Below are 21,415 nucleotides of genomic sequence, written 5' to 3'. Positions count from 1 at the left end.
TGTAGGAGCGAGCCTGCTCGCGAAAAACGCAGGTGCACCGCTGGGTATCTGGCTTCCCGCGTTATCGTTGACGTCCATCGTCGGAACGCCGCCCGGAGCCGGCTCGCTCCTACAGGGGCGTAGTGATCACGCCAACTGGCTACGCAACTGTCGCGCCGCCGCCACCATGTTCACCAGCGCCGCTTCGGTTTCCGGCCAGGCACGGGTTTTCAGACCGCAATCGGGGTTGACCCACAAACGCTCGGCCGGAATGCGCTTCACCGCTTTGCTCATCAGCTTGACCATCTCGGCGGTGTCCGGCACCCGTGGCGAGTGGATGTCGTAGACGCCCGGACCGATGTCGTTCGGGTAGTCGAACGCCTTGAACGCTTCCAGCAATTCCATGTCGGAACGCGACGTTTCAACGGTGATCACGTCCGCGTCCATGGCCGCGATGGCTTCGATCACGTCATTGAATTCGCTGTAGCACATGTGGGTGTGGATCTGGGTTTCGTCACGCACACCACTGGCACTCAGGCGGAACGCTTCCACCGCCCAGTCGAGGTATTCCTGCCATTGCGCCCGACGCAGTGGCAGGCCTTCACGGAACGCGGCTTCGTCGATCTGCACGATCTTGATGCCAGCGGCTTCCAGGTCCAGCACTTCGTCACGCAGGGCCAAGGCCAATTGTTGCGCCTGGACTTTGCGTGACACGTCTTCACGGGGGAACGACCACATCAGCATGGTCACGGGCCCGGTGAGCATGCCTTTCATGACCTTGTCGGTCTGACCCTGTGCATAAGTAATCCAGTCGACGGTCATGGCGTTCGGTCGGCTCAGGTCACCGTAGATGATCGCCGGTTTCACGCAGCGCGAACCGTAGCTCTGCACCCAGCCGAAACGGGTAAACAGGTAGCCGTCCAGCTGTTCGGCGAAGTACTCGACCATGTCATTGCGCTCGGCTTCACCATGGACCAGCACATCCAGCCCCAGGCGCTCCTGGATCTGCACGGAGTGACGGACTTCATGACGCATGGCGTCGGTGTAGTCATTGGCCGACAGCTTGCCTTGCTTGAAGGCCTGGCGTGCCAGACGGATGGATGCCGTCTGCGGGAACGAGCCGATGGTGGTGGTCGGAAACGCCGGCAGTTTCAGGCGTGCACGCTGCTGTTCGATGCGCTTGGCAAACGGCGCATGACGCTGGCTGTCGTTCGGGCCAATCGCCGCGACACGTGCCTGCACGTCGGCCTTGTGGATGCGCGGTGACTCGGCGCGGCTGAGCTGAACGGCGCGGCTCTCGGCCAGGGCGGCTTGCACCTTGGGCGCCTGTGGATCGTTCAAGGCATCGCGCAACACAGCGATTTCGCCACACTTTTGGACGGCAAACGCCAGCCAGCTTTTCAGTTCCGGATCGAGTTTGTCTTCACGCTCCACATCCACCGGACTGTGCAGCAGCGAGCAGGAACTGCTGACCCACAGGTTGTCGCCAAAGCGTTCCTGGGCAAATTGCAGTTGTGCGAGGACAGGCTCCAGTTCGCAGCGCCAGACGTTGCGGCCATTGACCAGGCCCACCGAGAGAATCTTGTAGGTCGGCAGGCGATCGAGCACATGCAGCAGTTGGTCGGGGGCGCGCACCGCATCAATGTGCAGACCTTGCACCGGCAGGCCAACGGCCAGGCCAAGGTTGTCCTGCAGACCGCTGAAGTAGGTCGCCACGAGTTTTTTCAGCGGCGAGTACTGGAGGATGTGATAGGCGCGTTCGAAGGCGTTTTTCCAGGCTTGCGGCAGGTCGAGGGTCAGGATCGGTTCATCGATCTGCACCCATTCCACGCCTTGGGCGGCAAGGCGGCCGAGGATTTCGTTGTACACCGGCAGCAGGCGTTCCAGCAGGTCGAGCTTGTCGAAGTGGTTGCCTTTGGCCTTGCCCAGCCACAGGTACGTCAGCGGGCCGATGATCACCGGTTTGACGTTGTGACCCAGGGCCCTGGCTTCAGCGACTTCGTCGAACAGCTGTTCCCAGCTCAGCTTGAAGGGCTGCTCGGCGCTGAATTCCGGGACCAGGTAGTGGTAGTTGGTGTCGAACCACTTGGTCAGTTCCTGGGCGTATTGCGTCTGGCCATGCTCACCGCCGCAACAGGTCGTCGTGGCGCCACGGGCCATGGCGAACAGGGTGTCGAGGGTCGGCAGGCCGTGCGTGTCCCGGGTGCTGTCGAAGCGCTCGGGGATCACACCGAAGGCCAGGGAGTGGGTCAGTACCTGGTCGTACCAGGCGAAGTCGCCAACGGGCAGCAGGTCGATACCGGCGTCTTTTTGCAATTGCCAGTGGGTGGCACGCAGCTGGCGGCCGACGCTTTGCAGCGCATCCTGGTCGAGATCGCCCTTCCAGTAGGATTCGAGGGCTTTTTTCAGTTCGCGGTCGGCGCCGATGCGCGGAAAACCAAGGGTGTGGGCCAAGGCCATGGTGAGTTTCCTCCCTTAAAAGATGGCGCTATTGTCGACAGCCAGGGCAACATGAGACAAACTCAACCTTTTCGTGTTGATCACAAGTTTTCCTCATGGAGCCACCCGGTGCTTGAAATCCGTCACCTGAAGACCCTGCACGCCTTGCGCGAAGCCGACAGCCTGGTGGATGCGGCCGATCGCCTGCATTTGACCCAGTCGGCGCTGTCCCACCAGTTCAAGGAACTGGAAGAGCGCATGGGCATGCCGCTGTTCGTGCGCAAGACCAAACCGGTGCGCTTCACCAGCGCCGGCTTGCGCCTGCTGCAACTGGCCGACGCCACGCTGCCGCTGCTGCGTGGCGCCGAACGCGACATCGCGCGGCTGGCCGGTGGTACCGCCGGACGCTTGCACATGGCGATCGAATGCCACAGTTGCTTTCAGTGGCTGATGCCGACCATCGATCAATTCCGCGACGCCTGGCCGGAAGTCGAGCTGGACCTGGCTTCGGGGTTTTCCTTCGCGCCCCTTCCGGCCCTGGCCCGTGGCGATCTGGACCTGGTGGTGACCTCCGATCCGCTGGACTTGGCGGGGATCACTTACGTGCCGTTGTTCACCTACGAGGCGATGCTCGCCGTGGCCAACCAGCACCGGCTGGCGAGCAAGGCCTACATCGTCCCGGAAGACCTGGTCACGGAAACCCTGATCACTTACCCGGTGGAACGCGACCGCCTGGACATCTTCACCCGCTTCCTGGAACCGGCAGATATCGAACCGGCGCAAGTGCGCACATCGGAACTGACGGTGATGATGATGCAACTGGTGGCCAGCGGACGCGGCGTCTGCGGCATGCCCCATTGGGCGCTGCACGAGTACAGCTCACGGGGTTACGTGAAGGCCAAGCGGCTGGGCGAGAAAGGACTGTTCGCGACGCTGTACGCGGCCGTTCGCACCGACATGCTGGATGCACCGTACATGCGCGATTTCCTGCTGACGGCGAAGGACACGTCGTTTTCGACGCTGGATGGGGTTAGCGCGGTCCGCTAGAAAACCACAACCTCTGTGGGAGCGGGCTTGCCCGCGATGGCGTTGGTAGGTCCAACATCAATGTGTCAGACATGACGCTATCGCGAGCAAGCGCGCTCCGACAGGGATTGGCGGTGTGCCTGGATCTCACACCACATGTGAATCTTGTCGAAATACTCCTCGCCCACCCGCACCGCCATCGGCTCAAGCCCGAACTGGATGAACCCGCAACGACGGTACAGGTTGAACGCAGCGTCATTGCCGGCGGTGACGGTCAGTTTGATCAGCCGCAGTTCCGGATGCTGCTGCGCCTCGGCCAACACCGCCTGCACCAATTGATAGCCGAGTCCGCGTTGACGGACATCGGCGGACACGTACATACCAAACAGCGTCGCCTTGTGCCGGGCCTTTTCCCGAGGCTCGAAGGCCAGCCCGACAATGCCCGCCAACCTGCCCTCTTCGAACGCGCCGAACACTTGATCCAGCTTGCCGGTCAGGCGCGACTCCCACCACTGCAAGGGCATGGAGGCCCGCTCGCGCACGCTGGAGGTGAACGCCTGCGGGTGACGGTCATAGGCTTCGAGCATCAACTCCCGGTAAGCCAGGGCATGGCTGGCATCGAGACGTTCGATCCACATGTTCAAGCCATCCGGCGTTGTTCAAGCATCAGCCGCAGCGCCAGCGCCGACAGCACGAAACCCATGAAATAACGCTGCAGCGCCAGCCAGGTCGGGTTGCTGACGAACCACGAAGCGATGCCCGCAGCAAACAGGGCGATCAGCAGATTGACGCAGAAACTGACGCTGATCTGGGTCAGGCCCAGCACGATGCTTTGGGTGAACACCGAACCGTGTTCGGGGCTGATGAACTGCGGAAACACGGAAAGGTAGAACACCGCGATTTTCGGGTTCAGGGCACTGGTCAGAAAACCCATGGTGATCAGCTTGCGCGACGAATCCGGCGGCAACTGTTGTGCCTCGAACGGCGACCGCGCACCGGGTTTGACCGCTTGCCAGGCCAGCCACAGCAGGTACAGCGCGCCGGCCCATTTCAACACTTCATAAGCCATCGGCACCGCCAGGAACACGGCGGTCAAACCGGCCGCCGCGGCGAACAGGTGCACAAAAAAACCCGCGACCACACCCAGCAAAGACGTCACACCGGCCTTGCGTCCCTGGCAGATCGAACGGGAGATCAGATAGATCATGTTCGGCCCCGGCGTCAGGACCATCAGCAACGCGGCAGCGGCGAAAATCAGCAAATCCTGAAGCGGGATCATGGCGGTTCCTTGGCGTAGATGATCAGGCGATCGCGGTCAGCGAAGCCCGATAAAACGGCAAGATCAGATCACGTGTCAATGGCGCGAGGGTGACATTGCCATCGGTGGCCGGGTCAATCCAGATCACTTCTTCGATCTCTGCTGCCGGGGAAACTTCAGCTTCAATGGTCAGCAGAAAGATTTCCGCCTGTACGACAAAACCCGGCTCGTTGGCAGCCGGAGCCGAAAACTGCCCGAGAAAAGTCGCGCAGGCTGGATCAATGATCAAACCCAACTCTTCTTCCAACTCACGGGCCAGGGCATGGACCGGTTGCTCATGGGCCTCGATTTTGCCCCCCGGCTGCATGAACGCCTCGGTGCCGCGCTTGCGCACCAACAAGGTACGGCCGTCGGGGCCGATCAGCAGGGCGGCGGCGATGTGGATAAGTCCGGAATCAATGAGAGAAACATCAGTAGGAAAAGACATTGCTGACCAAAGGTCCATGTGAGGGCCGTACAGAATCCCACGCCTTTTTGCCTCGGCCAAGGGCTGAGTCTCGCCAAGGACCAGAACGGTCCGCTGACAAGTCCGGAAATTTCCCACGAACGAGTTTGGTAGCGTGTTTGCACCGATTTTCTACGGTCCCTCACCCCATTCGCTGCCCATGGAAGCCCCTGTATGTCCGACATCTCAACGCTGAAAGAAAAAATCAACACCAAGACCTTTCATCTCGTTTTGTTAGGGCTACTGACGGGAGGGCTCTATTTAAACATCTGGATGTATAAAACCTTTACCGCACTGGAGGACGTCACTCGAATAAAAACCATGAGCTCGGCCTTTTTTGTCGGCTACCTGGCCCTCATCGGGATAATCGGATATGTCAGCGTCGTCCCCCATCTCTATGCACTCGTGCTGACCGGTATCCTGTTGTTAGTACTCATTGCACTTTCCCTGCTCTGGTGCTTTCGCGTGCGGCGGGTGCTGAAGGCTTACGCCTTGGCTGTACACAACTTCGAGCTGCGCATGAACCTGGTCTATACCGGGCTTTTTTCCTTTTACTACGTCAATTACTGCATCAACGCCCTTGCGAGTGACAAGCAGAAGCACGAAGACAAAATGCGAGCGAAACACGAAGCCATTCAAGCCTGAACGAAAAAGGCGAACACCCGTAAAGATGTTCGCCTTTATGAAAAACCAACGTGAGTACCAACCAGATCCTTTGTGGGAGATTGCCCGGTCGCTGTCTGTGCGCCAGTATGCGCAGCAAGCCAGCAGGCGGGGAAATACGCCGCCGGGGTAACACGATAGGGGTAAAGGCATGACACTCTCGTTGGACGACATCGCCTGTCGGAGGTGGCGCCGGAGCATTTCGAACTCACCGAGTACTATCAACGCGACTTTCGTGTGAATGTCGTGGCGGACGAAATCCAGTTTAATTGTCAGCTCGAAGGCGACCGCACGCTGTGCCTTTCACTGGGCAGCAAGCAGCCTGGAGATCTCCATCGAAACCGTAAAGGTCCACAAGAAACACATGTACAGCAAGCTGGGGATCAAATCCCGGTCCGAGCTGTTTTCGATTTTTCTACAGGCACAAAACGCCTGACATGGCACTGAAATGCTTTTCTGCAGGAGCGAGCCTGCTCGCGATGATCGTGAACGATAACGCGGGGAACCTGATGCCCCGCGGTGTTCTCTGGTTCATCGCGAGCAGGCTCGCTCCTGCAATGATTTGCGTTTAGCCGAACCATTGAGTCCGAACCCACGGAAACCGTATGAGTCTGTCACTCCTGAGCCGCTACGCCTTCTTTGCCGTCTGCGTGATATTCACCCTCGCCAGCCTGCCCTTTCTCGAGCACGACTGGCTGTGGCCGATCACCGCTGTCACGGGCGTACTCAGCCTGGTCGGTGTTTTCGATTTGCTGCAAAGTCCCCACGCAGTACGCCGTAATTACCCGATCCTCGGCAACATTCGTTACATGTTCGAAGCCATTCGCCCAGAAATCCGCCAGTACCTGCTCGAATCCGACAGCGACGCCCTGCCCTTTTCCCGGGCCCAGCGTTCTCTGGTCTACTCCCGGGCCAAGAATGAAAGCGCCGACAAGCCGTTCGGTACCCTGATCGACGTGTATCAATCGGGCTTCGAGTTCATCGGCCATTCCATGCGTCCGGCGCCCTTGAGCGACCCCGCCAGTTTCCGCGTGATGGTCGGTGGCCCGCAATGCACCCGGCCGTATTCCGCGTCGGTGTTCAACATATCGGCCATGAGCTTCGGCTCGCTCAGTGCCAACGCCATCCGCGCCTTGAACCAGGGCGCCAAACTCGGCAACTTCGCCCATGACACCGGCGAGGGCAGCATCAGCCCGTATCACCGCGAACACGGCGGCGATCTGACCTGGGAACTGGGCAGCGGCTACTTCGGTTGCCGTACCTCGGACGGGCGTTTCGACCCCGAACGCTTCGCGGCGCAGGCACAGACGCCGCAGGTGCGGATGATCGAAATCAAGATGAGCCAAGGCGCCAAACCGGGGCACGGCGGGATTCTGCCCAAGCACAAGGTCACCCAGGAAATCGCCGATACCCGCGGCATCCTGATGGGCGAAGACTGCATTTCGCCGTCACGTCACAGCGCGTTTTCCACACCTATCGAGTTGATGCATTTCATCCAGCAGTTGCGTGAACTGTCCGGTGGCAAACCGGTGGGCTTCAAGTTCTGCCTCGGCCATCCGTGGGAGTTCATGGGGATCGCCAAGGCCATGCTGGAAACCGGCATCCTCCCGGATTTCATCGTGATCGATGGCAAGGAGGGCGGCACCGGCGCCGCCCCGGTGGAGTTCACCGACCACATCGGCGTGCCGATGCGCGAAGGGTTGCTGTTCGTGCACAACACGCTGGTTGGCCTGAACCTGCGGGACAAGATCAAACTCGGCGCCAGCGGCAAGATCGTCAGCGCCTTCGATATCGCCAGCGTCCTGGCCATCGGCGCCGACTGGGCCAACTCGGCGCGTGGCTTCATGTTCGCCATCGGCTGCATCCAGTCGCAAAGCTGTCACACCAACAAATGCCCGACCGGTGTTGCCACCCAGGACACCTTGCGCCAACGGGCACTGGTGGTGCCGGACAAGGCCCAGCGCGTCTACAACTTCCACCGCAACACCCTCAAGGGCCTGGCGGAGATGCTCGCCGCCGCTGGCCTCGAACATCCGTCGCAGTTGTCGGCCAAACACCTGGTACGACGCATGTCGGCAACCGAGATCAAACTGTTCTCGCAGTTGCATGTGTCCCTGAAACCGGGGGAATTGCTCAACGGTGAAGTGAATGGCGAGTTTTACTCGCGGATGTGGCAGATGGCGCGGGCCGACAGTTTCGAGCCCAATGAGATCGCGGCTGCTTGACCGCCACGGCCCCGTCACCGCGCTTCACCAGCGAAGCGTTTTGACCGGGGCCGGTTCCTTCATCACGATAAAGCCGTAATCCCCGATCAGGTAGATCCGGTAATACCGGCTCTCCACCAGCGAGGGAAAGCCTTGATACCCGACCTTCGTCGCGTTACGCCGCTCCTTCTCCGCGACCACGTTGGTGATGCCCACCGTGGGCAGGTTTTCGGCCAGCATGAAATAGTCGATGTTCAGTAAATAGTGCAACACCGGCATGTGCTTGAACGAGCCTGCGGCCCCGGCCAACCAATGATCGGAATAGGTCACCGACAGGTAAATGCGCTTGGCCTCGCGCAGCGCCCGATGGCTGGCGATGTCGTACTCGAGGCTGTAGAGCGCGCTGCCGGCGAAGGTTTTCTGCAGCACCAGCACACGCCCATAGGCGAACGACAGTGACAACATCGCCAACAGCGGCACCACCAACAGCAGCGGCAATCGCTCGTGCAGGGGGGCCAGTGCCAGATGAGCCAGGTAGAACATCAGCACCAGCAAGACCGCGAAGCCCATCAGGGTTCTGGCGCCTTCGTTGAAGTCGCGGAAAAACAGGGCAACCCCCGACACCAACAGCAGCACCATGGGCACGCTCAGCACACAGAGCAGGCCGATCAACAGTTTCTTCGGTCCACTGTCCGGACGCCGCACAACCCGTGAACCCAGGCGAACCGCACCGGCAAGGGCGCACAGCAGCAACCCGGCGAACACCCAGGCAAATCCGCCATGGAACAGCAACACCACGTTCTCCAGCACCCGGCCGAGGTTGATCTGGATTTGCAGCAAGGGTTGCGTGCCCCCGTTCAGCAACAGCGTGCGCCCCTCTCCCATGAAGGGGTAAGCGCTGACGCCGTAGATCAACCCGCCCAGCACGAGTTGAGCGAGCTTCCAGCCGATCAAGCCGCCCCACTGCGGCCAGGCCACTTTGTCATTGGCGGCCCGCAACACTTCCAGGCAACACAGGCCGAGAAACACATTGAGGCTCACCTGATACAACCCTAGCGCCAGTGCAATCAGGAATGACGGCACCAGCCATTGCACATTGCGCGAGGGGTGGCGAAAGGTGATGGCGTAGATCACCGCCACCACGCTCAGGACCATGATCGGGCCGTCGTACTGGTAAGAGAGGTTTTGCAGGAAGAACGGGTTGTACCAGAGCGGCAACAGCACCAGACAACGGGCGACCGTCGGTTGACGGAAGTAATGAAAGGTCAGGCTGGTCAGTGCCGAGGCCATGGCCACGGTCGCGATCAACAGCGGCAACGGAAAGATGTTCGGCGCGGCGCTGCTGAAGGTCAACGCGTTGTAGAACAGCTCGGCGAACAATCGTCCCTGTTGGGCCCAGGCCATCCCTGCCGACAGCGAGCGCCAGTTGTCATCAATGTAAGGGAAGTCCGCCAGGATCAGCGGCAGCACATACAAAAAGGTCGCGAGCAGGAAAAACAGCCAGACCTGACGGCGACCGAGTTCCCTGACGAAGAAATCACTGAATCTGCCCATGCTAAGGCCCGTGCCGGTCTTTGCCGCCGCCTCTGTGCTCGACCACAGCGAGGGGGCGGTGAATCAGCGTGTTCGCAACGCCGATCACCCTGTCGCCGGCCAAGTCTTTGCGCACCCGTCTCATGCTGACAACCCTGTGTGGGAACCCAGTACGTCCACCTACATTTGAGCTTGTCTACTGTCAGAAATCACAGGCGCGAGGCCCTTTCAGACCAGCGGTTAAACGCTGCGAGACATTCCGAAATATCCCGACTTTGCATTTGTCGGCGAATCACGCCACCCTGCGCGCCGCCGATGTGCCGGGGCGCAACCTTTCGCCCCTTCCGGACTCCTTTGTTTAACCCCCCCGTTTACGAGCCTGATGTCATGACGTTCGAGCGCGATCACCGGATCGACTTTTTTCGCGGTCTGGCACTGATCTTCATTTTCTGGGATCACGTGCCCCACAACCCTCTGGGTCAAATCACCTTGCGCAACTTCGGCTTCAGCGACGCGGCTGAAGTCTTCGTGTTTCTGGCCGGTTATGCCGCGGTGCTGGCCTACGGCAAAATCCTGGCCCGCGAGGGGTTCCTGATCACCTGCGTGAAAATCCTGCGCCGGGCCTGGGTGCTCTACGTGGTGCATATTTTCCTGCTGGCGATGCTGATGGGCATTGTGTTCTTCGCCAACAGTCACGTGGAGACCCGGGACCTGGTGGAGGAAATGGGCATGCACCACTTCATCGCCAGCCCGCAACAGGCCCTGATCGATGAACTGCTGCTGCGCTTCAAACCGAACCTGATGGACCCGCTGCCGCTGTACATCGTGCTGCTGGCCGGGTTACCGCTGGTGCTGCCGTTGCTGGTGCGCAAGCCCTGGGCCGTGGTCGCGGTGTCGTTGACGGTGTACCTGCTGGCGCAATGGCTGGGCTGGAACCTGGCCGCCATCAAGGACGGCGTGTGGTACTTCAACCCTGTCGCCTGGCAGTTGCTGTTCGTGCTCGGTGGCGCGGCGGCGATTCACTCACAGCGCTCGCGCGTGCCCGAGACCCGACCTTTGATCCGCCAGCCGTTGTTCCTGACGGCAGCGGTATACGTTGTGGTCGCCGGCGTGCTGACGGTGTTGTGGCGCTGGCCGCAGATCCACGATGCGCTGATGCCGGCCAGCCTGAGCAACCTGTTGTACCCGATCAGCAAGACCAACCTGTCACCCGTGCGCCTGTTGCACTTTCTGGCGCTGGCCTACGTCACCGCGAAACTGCTGCCCGACACCGGCTGGACGAAAAACTGGCTGGCCCGGCAAAGCTGCCGCATGGGGCGTTTTTCCCTGGAAATCTTCTGCCTCGGCGTGCTGCTGGCGCCCCTGGCGGACATGATCAATGCGATGACCGACGATGCCTTCGCCATGCAGATCTTCACCGCGCTGGTGGGGGCCGGGTTGATGGCGTTGCTGGGGGCCTGGCTGGAGTTCAACAAGCGCTTGAATCAGACCCTCAAAAGATCGCAGACGGCGACAGCGTCTGCCTGAGCAGATCGCGTGCGCCTGTCGATGCCGGGTTGATCTGCAAAAATACAAAAGCCCCGGCCAATGGACCGGGGCTTTTGCGTTTCAGGCGTTACGACTTACGAAGCCGACTGCACCGCACCCTGCGACACAGGGGCCGGTTGCAGCTTGAACACGTAGAACAACACGGTCAGCAGCACCAGGAACGCCGGGCCAACATACAAGGCCACGCGAGTGTCCGGGAAGTAGGCCATCAGACCGACCACCAGCACCAGGAACGCCAGCGCCAGGTAAGAACTGATCGGGTACAGCCACATGCGGTATTTCAAACCCGCACGTTCGCTGGCGCTCAGGCCCTTACGGAATTTGAGCTGGGCCAGCAGGATCATCACCCAGGTCCAGATCGCACCGAAGGTCGCAATCGCCGTCACCCAGACGAACACCTTTTCAGGCACCAGGTAGTTGAGCAGCACGCCCAGCAACAAGGCGCCCATCGACAGCAGCAACGCGCGACGCGGCACACCATTGCTCGAGGTCTTGGCGAAGCCGGCCGGGGCCTGACCGTTCTGCGCCAGGCTGTAGAGCATGCGTCCGGTGCTGAAGATGCCGCCATTACAGGACGACAGCGCCGCCGTAATCACCACGAAATTGATAATGCCGGCGGCGGTCTTGATGCCCAGGCGCTCGAAGGTCATCACGAACGGGCTGCCCTGGGTACCGATTTCATTCCACGGGTAGATCGACAGGATCACGAACAGTGCGCCGACGTAGAACAGCAGAATCCGCCAGAACACCGAGCCAATCGCATCGGGAATGGTCTTTTGCGGGTTCTTCGCTTCACCGGCGGTCAAGCCGATCATTTCCACGCCGAGGTAGGCAAACATGACCATTTGCAGGGACATCAACACGCCTTGAACGCCATTGGGCATGAAGCCGCCATGGGTCCAGAGATTGGAAATGCCCAGCGCGACCCCATCGTTGCCCAAGCCAAAGGCGATGATGCCGATGCCACCCACGACCATCGCAATGATGGTCACGATCTTGATCAGGGCGAACCAGAACTCGAATTCACCGAAGGCCTTGACCGCGATCAGGTTGATGGTGCCCATGCTGACCAGGGCGGACAGCGCCCAGATCCAGCGCGGTACGTCGGGGAACCAGACGCCCATGTACACCGCCACTGCGGTGATTTCCGCGACACAGGTCACCAGCCACAGGAACCAGTAGTTCCAGCCGGTCAGGAAGCCCGCCAGAGGGCCGAGGTAGTCTTGGGCATAACGGCTGAACGAACCGGCAACCGGGTTGTGCACGGCCATTTCGCCGAGGGCGCGCATGATGACCAGAATGGCCAGGCCGCCGATGATGTAGGACAGCATGATCGCCGGCCCTGCCATCTCAATGGCCTTGGCCGAACCGAGAAACAGACCGACACCGATACAGGCACCGAGTGCCATCAAGCGAATATGCCGTTCGCCGAGTTCACGTTTGAGCGGGCCGCCCTGAGCGGTCTCGCCGTGGGGCAGATGATTGCCAACTGGCATAGGGGTACCACCTCGTCTTGTTATTGGATATAGCCACCGAGTGTTGAAGCATTGGCCGATGAGCCACTGCTTCCCGTAACCGGTTCTGCCTCGTGGACGAAACCGTCCTGCAGGACACAACCTGCAGGATCAGCGGGGCGTGCAGTATAAAAAGCCAGAGACAGTTATTTTCACTCTATAAACCACAATATTCAGGCTTAACTCTCGGCAAAAGCCCGGTTCACGGAGATGAATTGTCTGACTTTTGTAGGATTTTTCGCCTTTTTACAGTGGCGGCGAGTATTGCACGGTATTGGTGCGTCGTCATGTCCATACGCAGGCCTTTTTTACCCAATGGACGCGTCTAGATCGGCACTTCCAGCGTGCAGCGACCCCTGTGGCGAGGGCGCTGCACGCTGGGCTGCGAAGCGGCCCCAAACCCTGCCATTGGGTTGTGCCTGACGGAACCGGTTGCCTGGTGTTGCGACGGCTGCGCACTCGAGCGGGACGGCGCGGCGATCCGACACGCTTGCTCGCCACAGGAAACAGAAGAAACCCGATAGTTGGAGGTTCACAATTTTTTCACCATCGCCAACCACCGTCTAAGCTTCAGGCAAGTCAGATCAATCTGCGTGAATGGATCAGTCGACTATGGGCGCGTTATGGCAAACCGATTCGAGTAAAACTGTGGTCCCGACTGAACGTGTGGATGAAGCGCCTATACCTGAGAAACCCCGTCGCAGTCGCGTCAAGCATGGGTGGAAGGCGTTTTGGTTGCTGATATTGATCATTGCGATTGTCGTAGGCCTGGCGGCATCCAAGGAGATGCGCACGTCGAGGTTTCAATCGCAAGAGATCAGCAAGTTTGCCCAAACCCTCAACTATGAACTCAAACCCGGCCCCAGTGATGCCATTCACTACCCTGGCGCCGGCCCGTTCGATCTGCGCCTGGGCTATAGCTCGCTGGGCGAGTTCCTGCCCCGTTTGCTCAAGCGTGATTTCGTCGTCGAAGCGCAAACCCGTTTTTCTCCGGCGCTGATGAATTACACCGACAGGGGCCTGTTCGTGCCCTATTCCGAGAAAATCCAGGCAGGGTTATCGATTACCGATTGCCGCGCCGCGCCGTTGTACCAGTACCACTATCCGCAACAGCTCTATTCCAGCTTTGCCTCGATCCCGCCGGTGGTGGTCAACAGCCTGTTGTTTATCGAGAACCGCTTTCTGCTCGACCCCAGACAACCCCTGGCCAACCCTGCCGTGGACTGGCCACGCTTCGGCATGGCGGCCTGGTCCCAGGTTGCCAAGTTGCTGCACGTACCCGGCCAGTCCGCCGGTGGCAGTACTCTGGCCACGCAGCTGGAAAAATACCGGCACTCGCCCGATGGCTTGACGGTCAATGGCGCGGAGAAAATCCGCCAGATGATCTCCGCCACCGTGCGTGCCTATCAGGCCGGGCCACAAACCCTCGAAGCCCGGCAGAACATTGTTCGCGATTACCTCAACAGCGTGCCGTTGTCAGCCGTACCCGGTCACGGGGAAGTGCATGGCATGGCCGAAGGCTTGCGGGTGTGGTACGGCTCCGATTTCAACCAGGCCAACGAAGCACTGACCAGCACCGCCACAGACCCGCAAACCATGGCAGCGAAAGGTCTGGCCTTGCGCGAGATGCTGTCATTGATGATCGCCCAGCGCCGCCCGTCCCATTACCTGACCAAGGGTCGCGACGAACTGGTCGACCTCACCGACAGCCATATTCGCTTGTTGGCCCAGAATGGCGTGATCGACGCCCCGTTTGCCGCCGCCGCATTGGCCAGCAAGGTGACGTACCGCGACTGGGCCACCCAGCCGACCATCCAGCCGATCGAAACCAACAAGGGCATCAGCGTGGCCCGCAGCCGTCTGGCCGGGATGCTCAATCGCCCGCTGTACGACCTTGACCGCCTCGACCTCTCGGCCACCAGCACCCTGCAAGGCGAACTGCAGACCCAGGCCACCGAGTACCTGAAAAAACTCGCCGACCCGGCCTTCGCTTCGCAGATCGGCCTGATCGGCGAGCGGCTGTTGACCCCCACCAGCACCACGCAAGTGCGCTACAGCTTCACCCTGTTCGAACTGACCCCGGACGGTTCGCGGGTGCGGGTGCAGACCGACAGCACCGATCAACCGTTCGACATCAACGAAGGCAGCAAACTGGAACTGGGCTCCACAGCGAAAATGCGCGTGCTGACCACCTATCTGCAGATCATTGCCGAGTTGCACGATAAATATGCCGGCATGACCATCCCGGAACTGAAGAAAGTCGACGTGCCGGAACAGGATCACCTGAGCCGCTGGGTGGTCGATTATCTGATTCAGAACAAGGACCGCAGCCTGCAGCCCATGCTCGGTGCGGCGCTGGACCGCAAATATTCCGCCAGCCCCGGCGAAGCGTTTTTCACCGGTGGCGGACTGCACGTGTTCCATAACTTCCGCAAGGAAGACAACGGCCGTATGCCGACACTGCGCGATGCCCTGCGGGAGTCGATCAACCTGCCGTTCATACGCCTGATGCGCGACCTGGTGCGCTACACCACCTATTCCGGCCCCAACAACAGCTCCGAATTACTCAAGGACGACCGCGACCCGCGTCGTCAGGAATACCTGGCTTCGTTCGCCGACCGCGAAGGCACTTCATTCCTGCTCAAATTCTGGAAAAAATACAAGAACAAGGACACCCAGGCTCGGCTCGAAACCTTCCTCGACAGCATGCGCCCCACCCCGATCCGCATGGCCGCCGTGCACCGATACCTGTTGCCGCACGCCAGCCAGGAAAGCTTCAACACCTTCGTGCGCTCGCACCTCACAGGCGCCAAGCTCACCGAAAAACTCACGGATGAACGCCTGATAAGGCTCTACGACAGTTACGGCCCGGGCAGCTACGACCTGCCGGACCAAGGCTTCATCGCCAAGGTCCACCCGCTGGACCTGTGGATGATGGGCTATTTGCTGAACCACCCGGACGCCACGTTCAAGGATATCGTCAAGGCCAGCCAGTTCGAACGTCAGGAGGTCTACAGCTGGCTATTCAAGAGCAAGCACAAAGGTGCCCGTGACGGCCGCATTCGTACCATGCTGGAGATCGAGGCGTTCCTCGACATCCACCAGCGCTGGCAGAAAGTCGGCTATCCGTTCGACCACCTGGTGCCGTCGCTGGCGACCGCCATCGGCAGCTCCGGCGACCGCCCTGCCGCGTTGGCCGAGCTGATCGGCACCATCCTCAACGACGGCGTACGCATGCCGACCCTGCGCATCGACAGCCTGCATTTCGCCGCCGGCACGCCCTATGAAACCAAGCTGATCAATGACCCGGTCGTCGGCAAGCGAGTCATGCCGTCCGAAGTCGCCACCGCCATGCGCGAAGCCCTGTCACAAGTGGTGGATGCCGGTACCGCCAAGCGGGTCGCCGGCAGTTTCAAACTGCCCGACGGCAGGCCGCTGGCCATGGGCGGCAAGACCGGCACCGGCGACAACCGTATCGAAGCCATCGGTTCCGGCGGACGGATCCTGAGCTCCAAGTCCCTCAACCGCACGGCGACCTTCGTGTTCTACATCGGCGATACCCATTTCGGCACCCTGACGGCGTTCGTGCCGGGGCGTTCGGCCGAAAATTTCACCTTCACCTCGGCACTGCCGGTGCAGGTGCTCAAGGGCATGGCGCCGATCCTCACGCCTTACCTGCAACCGGGCACCCACACCATGTGCCAGCCAACCGAGGTCACCGCCGGCCGCTGAGAGAACTCAATGGAAGGATGGCGGTACATATGTATTTTTCACTCTTGGATTTTGCGAGAACGGTGCCGGCAACGGCGCCGATTCAAACCGATTTTTGCGCTTTTTTTTGACCTCATGCCTACCTAGTCTGGTCGTCCGATTCATGATCAAAGGACGATCAGACAATGCCCATTACCCCCTCGGCGATTCAAGGATCAGATCCGCTCGAGATCCCCCCGTTCGACAAAAGCATCCACTTCCATCAGGTCAGAAAGGCCATTCCGGCCTGGCTGCTGAACACCTCCCCATCGCGCGTCGACGCCCTTAAATCCGTCAGGCTGACGTTGCCCGACTGGCACAGGAACGCGTCAACCACCGCTCACCGCAAGCTGAAAAAAGCCATCCAGCTCGGCTGGACCGCGCAAAACACCGCCGATAAGGCATTGAGTGATGTGCAGGATGTTTCCGCCTTTGCCAAACCCCTGTTGGAGCAAGCGCTGAAGGACCGCTTCGGCGTCGATGACGATGTCGAGGACACCTGGCTGCGCCTGTATGCCCCGGTGAAGACGGCCTGGTGGGTGCATGATTTTTCTGGCGGCACCACCAGTCGCACCGTCTCGCTGCTCGATGCCGCGCTGCACAACTTTTCCCGGGACGAGTCGTTTACCCAGGACTCGGAGTTCATCACCCGCCCCGACAAACGCGGGCATTTCAACGTCAAACCGCTCAAGCAAAAACTGAGCATCGAGCAGTTCAAGTCCCTGTGTCGCGAACTGGACATCGGCGCCCGCTACCAACAGCACCTCAAAAACACGTTGCTACCCACCGAAAAAGCGACGAGCAATGTCCTGCGCCACAAAGTCATTCTCAGCCAGAAAAGCGCGCTGAATGTCGCCGCGCATATGGCCCTGATGAAGCACGACATCGACCAGGAGGCCTTTGATGTCGTGCAAGGCATGCTCGAAGATCGTTCACGGCTGAAGTGGAACGGCAAACCCATCGCCTATTACAACCTGGCAATGATGGACACGCGTTTGAGCGGCATCATCCTGATCGCCGAGGACACTGCCATCGCCAGCGGCCCGGTCCCGGTGATTGCCTATGTTCCCCATGATCCGCTGCACCCGCTCAAGCAATACCCTTCGTCACTGGAATTCATGGCTGAACTGACACGCCAGCTGCGCGATGGCGCATCCGCCAACAGCTATCAACGGTTCTTCAGTCAGTTCGTGCCCCATGAGCAACGCGGGCATTTTTTCGCCGGGTTGAACGCGCGTCTGAGCACGGTGAAGTGGCAACCGGTGGCCGCCGGTTCCAACTTGCCGAGCTGGCGCGAAACCCCTGTGGATAAACCCGCTCTACAATTCAGTGTGTCGAGCATCAAGACCGACCGCGAGACGACCTTCAACAATGACCTGTGGGGCTACCGCTACCGGCAGACCCTCAACAAGGTTTTCAACGATGGCCGGGAGATCGCCATCGACACCGAATACGCCGACCGTATGGCCCGCTGGGCCTGGTGGGACAACCTGGAAAAAATGCTCTCGGACATCCTCAACGTTGCCTTGCTGGTGGCGACACCGTTGGTGCCTGGCCTCGGTCAACTGATGCTGGCGTACACGGCCTGGCAACTGACCGATAGCGTGGTCGAGGGCCTGGTCGACCTGGCCGAGGGACACTTGGCCGAAGCCGGTGAGCAGGCCCTCGGCGTGCTGGAAAGCGTGGTCCAGTTGGGCGCGTTTGCGGCGGCAGGCGCCGCCGGCAATGTGGTACAGGCGAAGCTTTCGCCGTTTTTCGAAGGCTTGAAACCGGTGCAACTGGCAAACGGTGAGACGCGTTTGTGGAACCCTGACCTCAGCCCCTATCAACGCACCGACGTGGATTTGCCCGAGGGCGCCCGGCCTGATGACCAGGGTATCCACCCGCATCAGGGCCGGCGCATCCTGCGCCTGGACGATCAACACTTCGAAGTGCTGGATGACGCAGTCACCGGGCAACCACGCATACGCCATCCACAGCGTTTCGATGCCTACGCCCCGACCCTGCGCCACAATGGCCATGGGGCCTGGGTCTGCGAAACGGAAAACCCGCGCGAATGGGAAGGCACAACCCTGATGCGCCGCCTCGGCCACAGCACCGAGGGTTTCAACGATGAACAACTGGAGCAGATCCGCCAGATCAGCGGCACCGAGGAAGGCGCGTTGCGCCGGATGCATGTTGAAAACGCCCCGCCGCCACCGCTGCTGACCGACACCCTGCAACGCCTGTCTTCACCGCCCATCGCGCCCGCTGCATTACCCGCTGAAATCGCGCCGCTGTTCAGTGACTTCCCCGAGCTGCCGGCGACCGTTGCCGAACAAATCCATGCGCATGCCAGCGCCACGGAACGTCAGCGGATGACCGAGGAAAACCGCCTGCCTCTGCGCCTGAGGACCCAGGCACGGGAGCTGCAGTTCGAAACGCAAACCGTACGAGCGGCCCAGGGTCTGTACCCGAGCGCGGCCATCACGCCCGACACCGAGCGTCTGGTGCTGGGCACCTTGCGCTTCAACACCGACACCTTCGGCGACCTGCGCCTGGAGATTCGTCAGGACACCTTCGATGGCGAGTTGCGTTACAGCGTCGGCCCCGAGGACGCCACGCGGGTGCGGGTGCTGATTCCCGACGAGGCCGGGCAATATCAGGTGCGTGATGGCGAGGATCAGCCGATCCATGAAGCCGATGATTTTTTCGAAGCCGTCCTGCAGGCCACGCAAGAGAATGGACAAAACGCCCTGGGCTACAAACCGGGGGATGCTGAACAGTTCAGGGAATGGGTCATGGCCAAATCGGCCCCGCCCAGCGAACGCCGGGCCGTACTCGCCGAGCCGCCCATTCGACCGGTGGCCGAGCATGAAACGATGTTGTTGGTGCGTGGAGGGTGGCTGAGCAAGGAAGGCCTGACACTGCACGAACGCATTCAGGATCTTTATCCGCATTTCAGCGAGGCCGAGGTCGACAACTTCGCCGCTGCCCTGACCGAACAGGGCGAGCCAATGAAGCTTCTTGAGGAACAGGAAAACGATCTCAACCAATTGCGCAATCTCATTGATTTGTGGGAGGCGCAGTCGGCCGGGCTGGATGCCGATAACCCGACGCCTATGCGCCGCGTTCGACGACACATTGCCGATTGTTTACTCGCCTGTTTCGAACGAAAAAATACCGAGCTCGGCAGCCGTACCGAACCCCATGGCTATGCGCTGGATCTGTCGCGGGAACTGCTTCCGATCAATCTGGAGTCCGAATGGCCGGAACGACCGCAGCTGAAAAAGTACCTGGACAAAGTCACTGTCCTGAAACTGGATAACACGCGGTTTTCCGCCAAGGCCAATGGCTTATTGAAAGATTTCCCCAACCTGCGCGAACTCAGCGCCAGCCGATGTGAGCTGACGAGCCTGCCCGAAAACATCGGCACCCTGCAGCGGCTCGAACGCCTGCGCTTGAGTGACAATCAAATCGTGCTGGACGCCACCGCCGTGGAGCGACTCAAACACCTGACCTATCTGGAGATTCTGCGTCTGGATAAAAACCCGCTGGGCAGGCCTGTCGATATCTCGCGCATGCCCCGGCTGAAGGTCGTCGGGCTGCGGGACACGGTCATGACCACCTGGCCCGAAGGTACTTTGAACAAAACCAGGCCCCGGGGTTTTCTGCTGGACCTTCGGGACAATCCGATCAGCCTGATTCCCGAAGTGGTCCCAGGCTCACCGCAGGCCTGGGTCGTGGCGCGCACCCGGCTGAATGTCGGCAACCTGTCGGAATCCAACCAGGTTAACTATCAGGCCATTCGTCGCTCGGTGGCGTTGCCTCCGGAGCCCGTGGTGCCCGCCAACAGCCAAGCGGACTGGGTGGTCAATTCCAACTACAGCGCGAACCACTGGAGCGATGTACCGGGCTGGGGCGTCGACCGGGCCAATCTCTGGTCGGAGCTGGTCGACGAGCCCCAGGCCAAGCGTTTCCTGAATGTGCTGCTCGATACCCAACTCTCCGCCGACTACCGCGCCGGCGGCCCGGCCCGGGATCAACTGGTGCAACGCGTCTGGCGCATGCTCGATGCCGTCTACGTCGACATGCCCCTGCGCGAGAAGCTGTTCACCATGGCTGTCGCGCCGGTGGATTGCGCCGACGCCGGTGCGCAGTTGTTCAATCACATGGGCATTGATGTACTCGCCTACGAGGCCCATGCGTATTCCACCGACCCGGCGCAGCTGGAGCAGAAGCTGGTGACCCTGGCCAAAGGCGCGGCGCGGCTGGAACAGGTCAACGAAGTTGCCCGCGCCGATGTCGCCAGCCGTGGCGGCAACCCGGACGAAGTCGAGGTCTACCTGGCCTATCAAACCGGATTGGCAGAGCGCCTCGACTTGCCCTGGCAGTCGAAAGGCATGCTTTACCGGCCGGTGTCCGGCGTTACTGACACGATGATCGATCAAGCCTATGACACGGTGCAGGCCCTGGGTGAAGGCGACGGTCTGGTGGACCGAATGCTCGAACAGGATTTTTGGCAAACGCATTTGAACGAGCGCCATGCGAGCGAAATGCAAGCCAACAAGACTCGCTATCAGGAGCTGTCGGATCAACTGGACACCCTTCGCGATACCCAGCGCGAATGGGCCGAATCGACGTCGGATACTCAGCGCGCCGCACTGCGCAGCCGGCTCAGGGAACTGATGAACGACCTGCCGGCACCGGACACGGTAGTCTTCGCCGATGAGCCATTGAGCGATGCGGTTTTCGACCGCCTGCTGGTCGATCTCGGTGACGCCGAGAAAGAGCTGTCGAGGCGTTTGACCCGTCAAGCCATGAAGCGCGCCGGCCAGTAAAAAGCACAAACATGAGTGTCACGCGGCGTTAATGCTGGATGTGCCTGCCTCATCACGAGCAGACAGAACGCCGCCCGACTCGCTCCCACAGGGGATCGGTGGTTGCCACAAGATTTGTGTACGACACCCATCCAATGTGGGAGCTGGCCTGCCAGCGATGGCGGCAGCCCCCCGGC

The 21,415-nt window shown here is 60.5% G+C and carries 12 protein-coding genes and 1 pseudogene; 7 read left to right on the top strand and 6 right to left on the bottom strand.

The annotated features are described in order from the left end of the window. Positions 1-126 precede the first annotated feature (126 nt). Entirely contained in the window at positions 127-2,439 is a 2,313-nt protein-coding gene (gene metE, locus BLV61_RS21635; protein WP_090467361.1) for a 5-methyltetrahydropteroyltriglutamate--homocysteine S-methyltransferase, read from the bottom strand. A gap of 108 nt (positions 2,440-2,547) precedes the next feature. On the opposite strand from metE, the gene metR reads away from it, so the two are divergent. Beyond that, complete coding sequence (gene metR / locus BLV61_RS21630) at positions 2,548-3,465, top strand: transcriptional regulator MetR (protein WP_047538239.1); 918 nt, start codon at positions 2,548-2,550, stop codon at positions 3,463-3,465. Between the two features lie 77 nt (positions 3,466-3,542). On the opposite strand, the gene BLV61_RS21625 is transcribed toward metR, so the two are convergent. Genes BLV61_RS21625 through BLV61_RS21615 form a run of 3 tightly spaced genes read right to left on the bottom strand, consistent with a single transcriptional unit; the run spans position 3,543 to position 5,189 of the window. Then, positions 3,543-4,082, bottom strand: coding sequence for a GNAT family N-acetyltransferase (locus BLV61_RS21625; RefSeq protein ID WP_052193701.1), 540 nt, complete (start codon positions 4,080-4,082; stop codon positions 3,543-3,545). Between the two features lie 2 nt (positions 4,083-4,084). After that, entirely contained in the window at positions 4,085-4,723 is a 639-nt protein-coding gene (locus BLV61_RS21620) for a LysE family translocator (RefSeq protein ID WP_047538236.1), read from the bottom strand. A gap of 22 nt (positions 4,724-4,745) precedes the next feature. Further along, entirely contained in the window at positions 4,746-5,189 is a 444-nt protein-coding gene (locus BLV61_RS21615) for an NUDIX hydrolase (protein ID WP_090467359.1), read from the bottom strand. 192 nt (positions 5,190-5,381) lie between these two features. On the opposite strand from BLV61_RS21615, the gene BLV61_RS21610 reads away from it, so the two are divergent. The 3 genes and pseudogenes from BLV61_RS21610 (at position 5,382) to BLV61_RS21600 (ending at position 8,095) form a co-directional block, all read left to right on the top strand. Next, the gene (locus tag BLV61_RS21610; protein ID WP_047538231.1) at positions 5,382-5,852 is read left to right on the top strand and encodes a hypothetical protein; all 471 of its coding nucleotides are present in this window, start codon (positions 5,382-5,384) and stop codon (positions 5,850-5,852) included. Between the two features lie 165 nt (positions 5,853-6,017). Beyond that, positions 6,018-6,306: pseudogene (locus tag BLV61_RS21605) on the top strand (LuxR C-terminal-related transcriptional regulator); the annotation flags it as partial. 169 nt (positions 6,307-6,475) lie between these two features. Next, positions 6,476-8,095: an FMN-binding glutamate synthase family protein gene (locus BLV61_RS21600; protein ID WP_090467357.1), complete on the top strand. Its 1,620-nt coding sequence runs from the start codon at positions 6,476-6,478 to the stop codon at positions 8,093-8,095. 24 nt (positions 8,096-8,119) lie between these two features. On the opposite strand, the gene BLV61_RS21595 is transcribed toward BLV61_RS21600, so the two are convergent. Beyond that, positions 8,120-9,628, bottom strand: a complete 1,509-nt coding sequence (locus tag BLV61_RS21595; protein ID WP_090467355.1) for a glucosyltransferase domain-containing protein — start codon at positions 9,626-9,628, stop codon at positions 8,120-8,122. Between the two features lie 366 nt (positions 9,629-9,994). Between BLV61_RS21595 and BLV61_RS21590 the strand changes: the two genes are divergently transcribed. After that, positions 9,995-11,134 carry an OpgC family protein gene (locus BLV61_RS21590; RefSeq protein ID WP_090467353.1) on the top strand — a complete coding sequence of 380 codons (1,140 nt, stop codon included), beginning with the start codon at positions 9,995-9,997 and terminating at the stop codon, positions 11,132-11,134. 95 nt (positions 11,135-11,229) lie between these two features. Here the strand turns inward: BLV61_RS21590 and BLV61_RS21585 are convergent, their stop codons facing one another. Beyond that, on the bottom strand, positions 11,230-12,651 hold the full coding sequence (locus BLV61_RS21585) for an amino acid permease (RefSeq protein WP_090467350.1): 1,422 nt from the start codon (positions 12,649-12,651) through the stop codon (positions 11,230-11,232). Positions 12,652-13,281: 630 nt separating this feature from the next. Here BLV61_RS21585 and BLV61_RS21580 point away from each other — a divergent pair. Together BLV61_RS21580 and BLV61_RS21575 are read left to right on the top strand one after the other, a co-directional pair. Then, on the top strand, positions 13,282-16,401 hold the full coding sequence (locus tag BLV61_RS21580; RefSeq protein ID WP_090467348.1) for a transglycosylase domain-containing protein: 3,120 nt from the start codon (positions 13,282-13,284) through the stop codon (positions 16,399-16,401). 164 nt (positions 16,402-16,565) lie between these two features. After that, positions 16,566-21,239: an NEL-type E3 ubiquitin ligase domain-containing protein gene (locus tag BLV61_RS21575; protein WP_090467346.1), complete on the top strand. Its 4,674-nt coding sequence runs from the start codon at positions 16,566-16,568 to the stop codon at positions 21,237-21,239. Positions 21,240-21,415: the final 176 nt, after the last annotated feature.

The organism is Pseudomonas mohnii (genome assembly GCF_900105115.1).
GTDB lineage: Bacteria > Pseudomonadota > Gammaproteobacteria > Pseudomonadales > Pseudomonadaceae > Aquipseudomonas > Aquipseudomonas mohnii.
The sequence above is the reverse complement of the archived record's forward strand: the minus strand, read 5'-3'. Positions and strand labels throughout refer to the sequence as shown.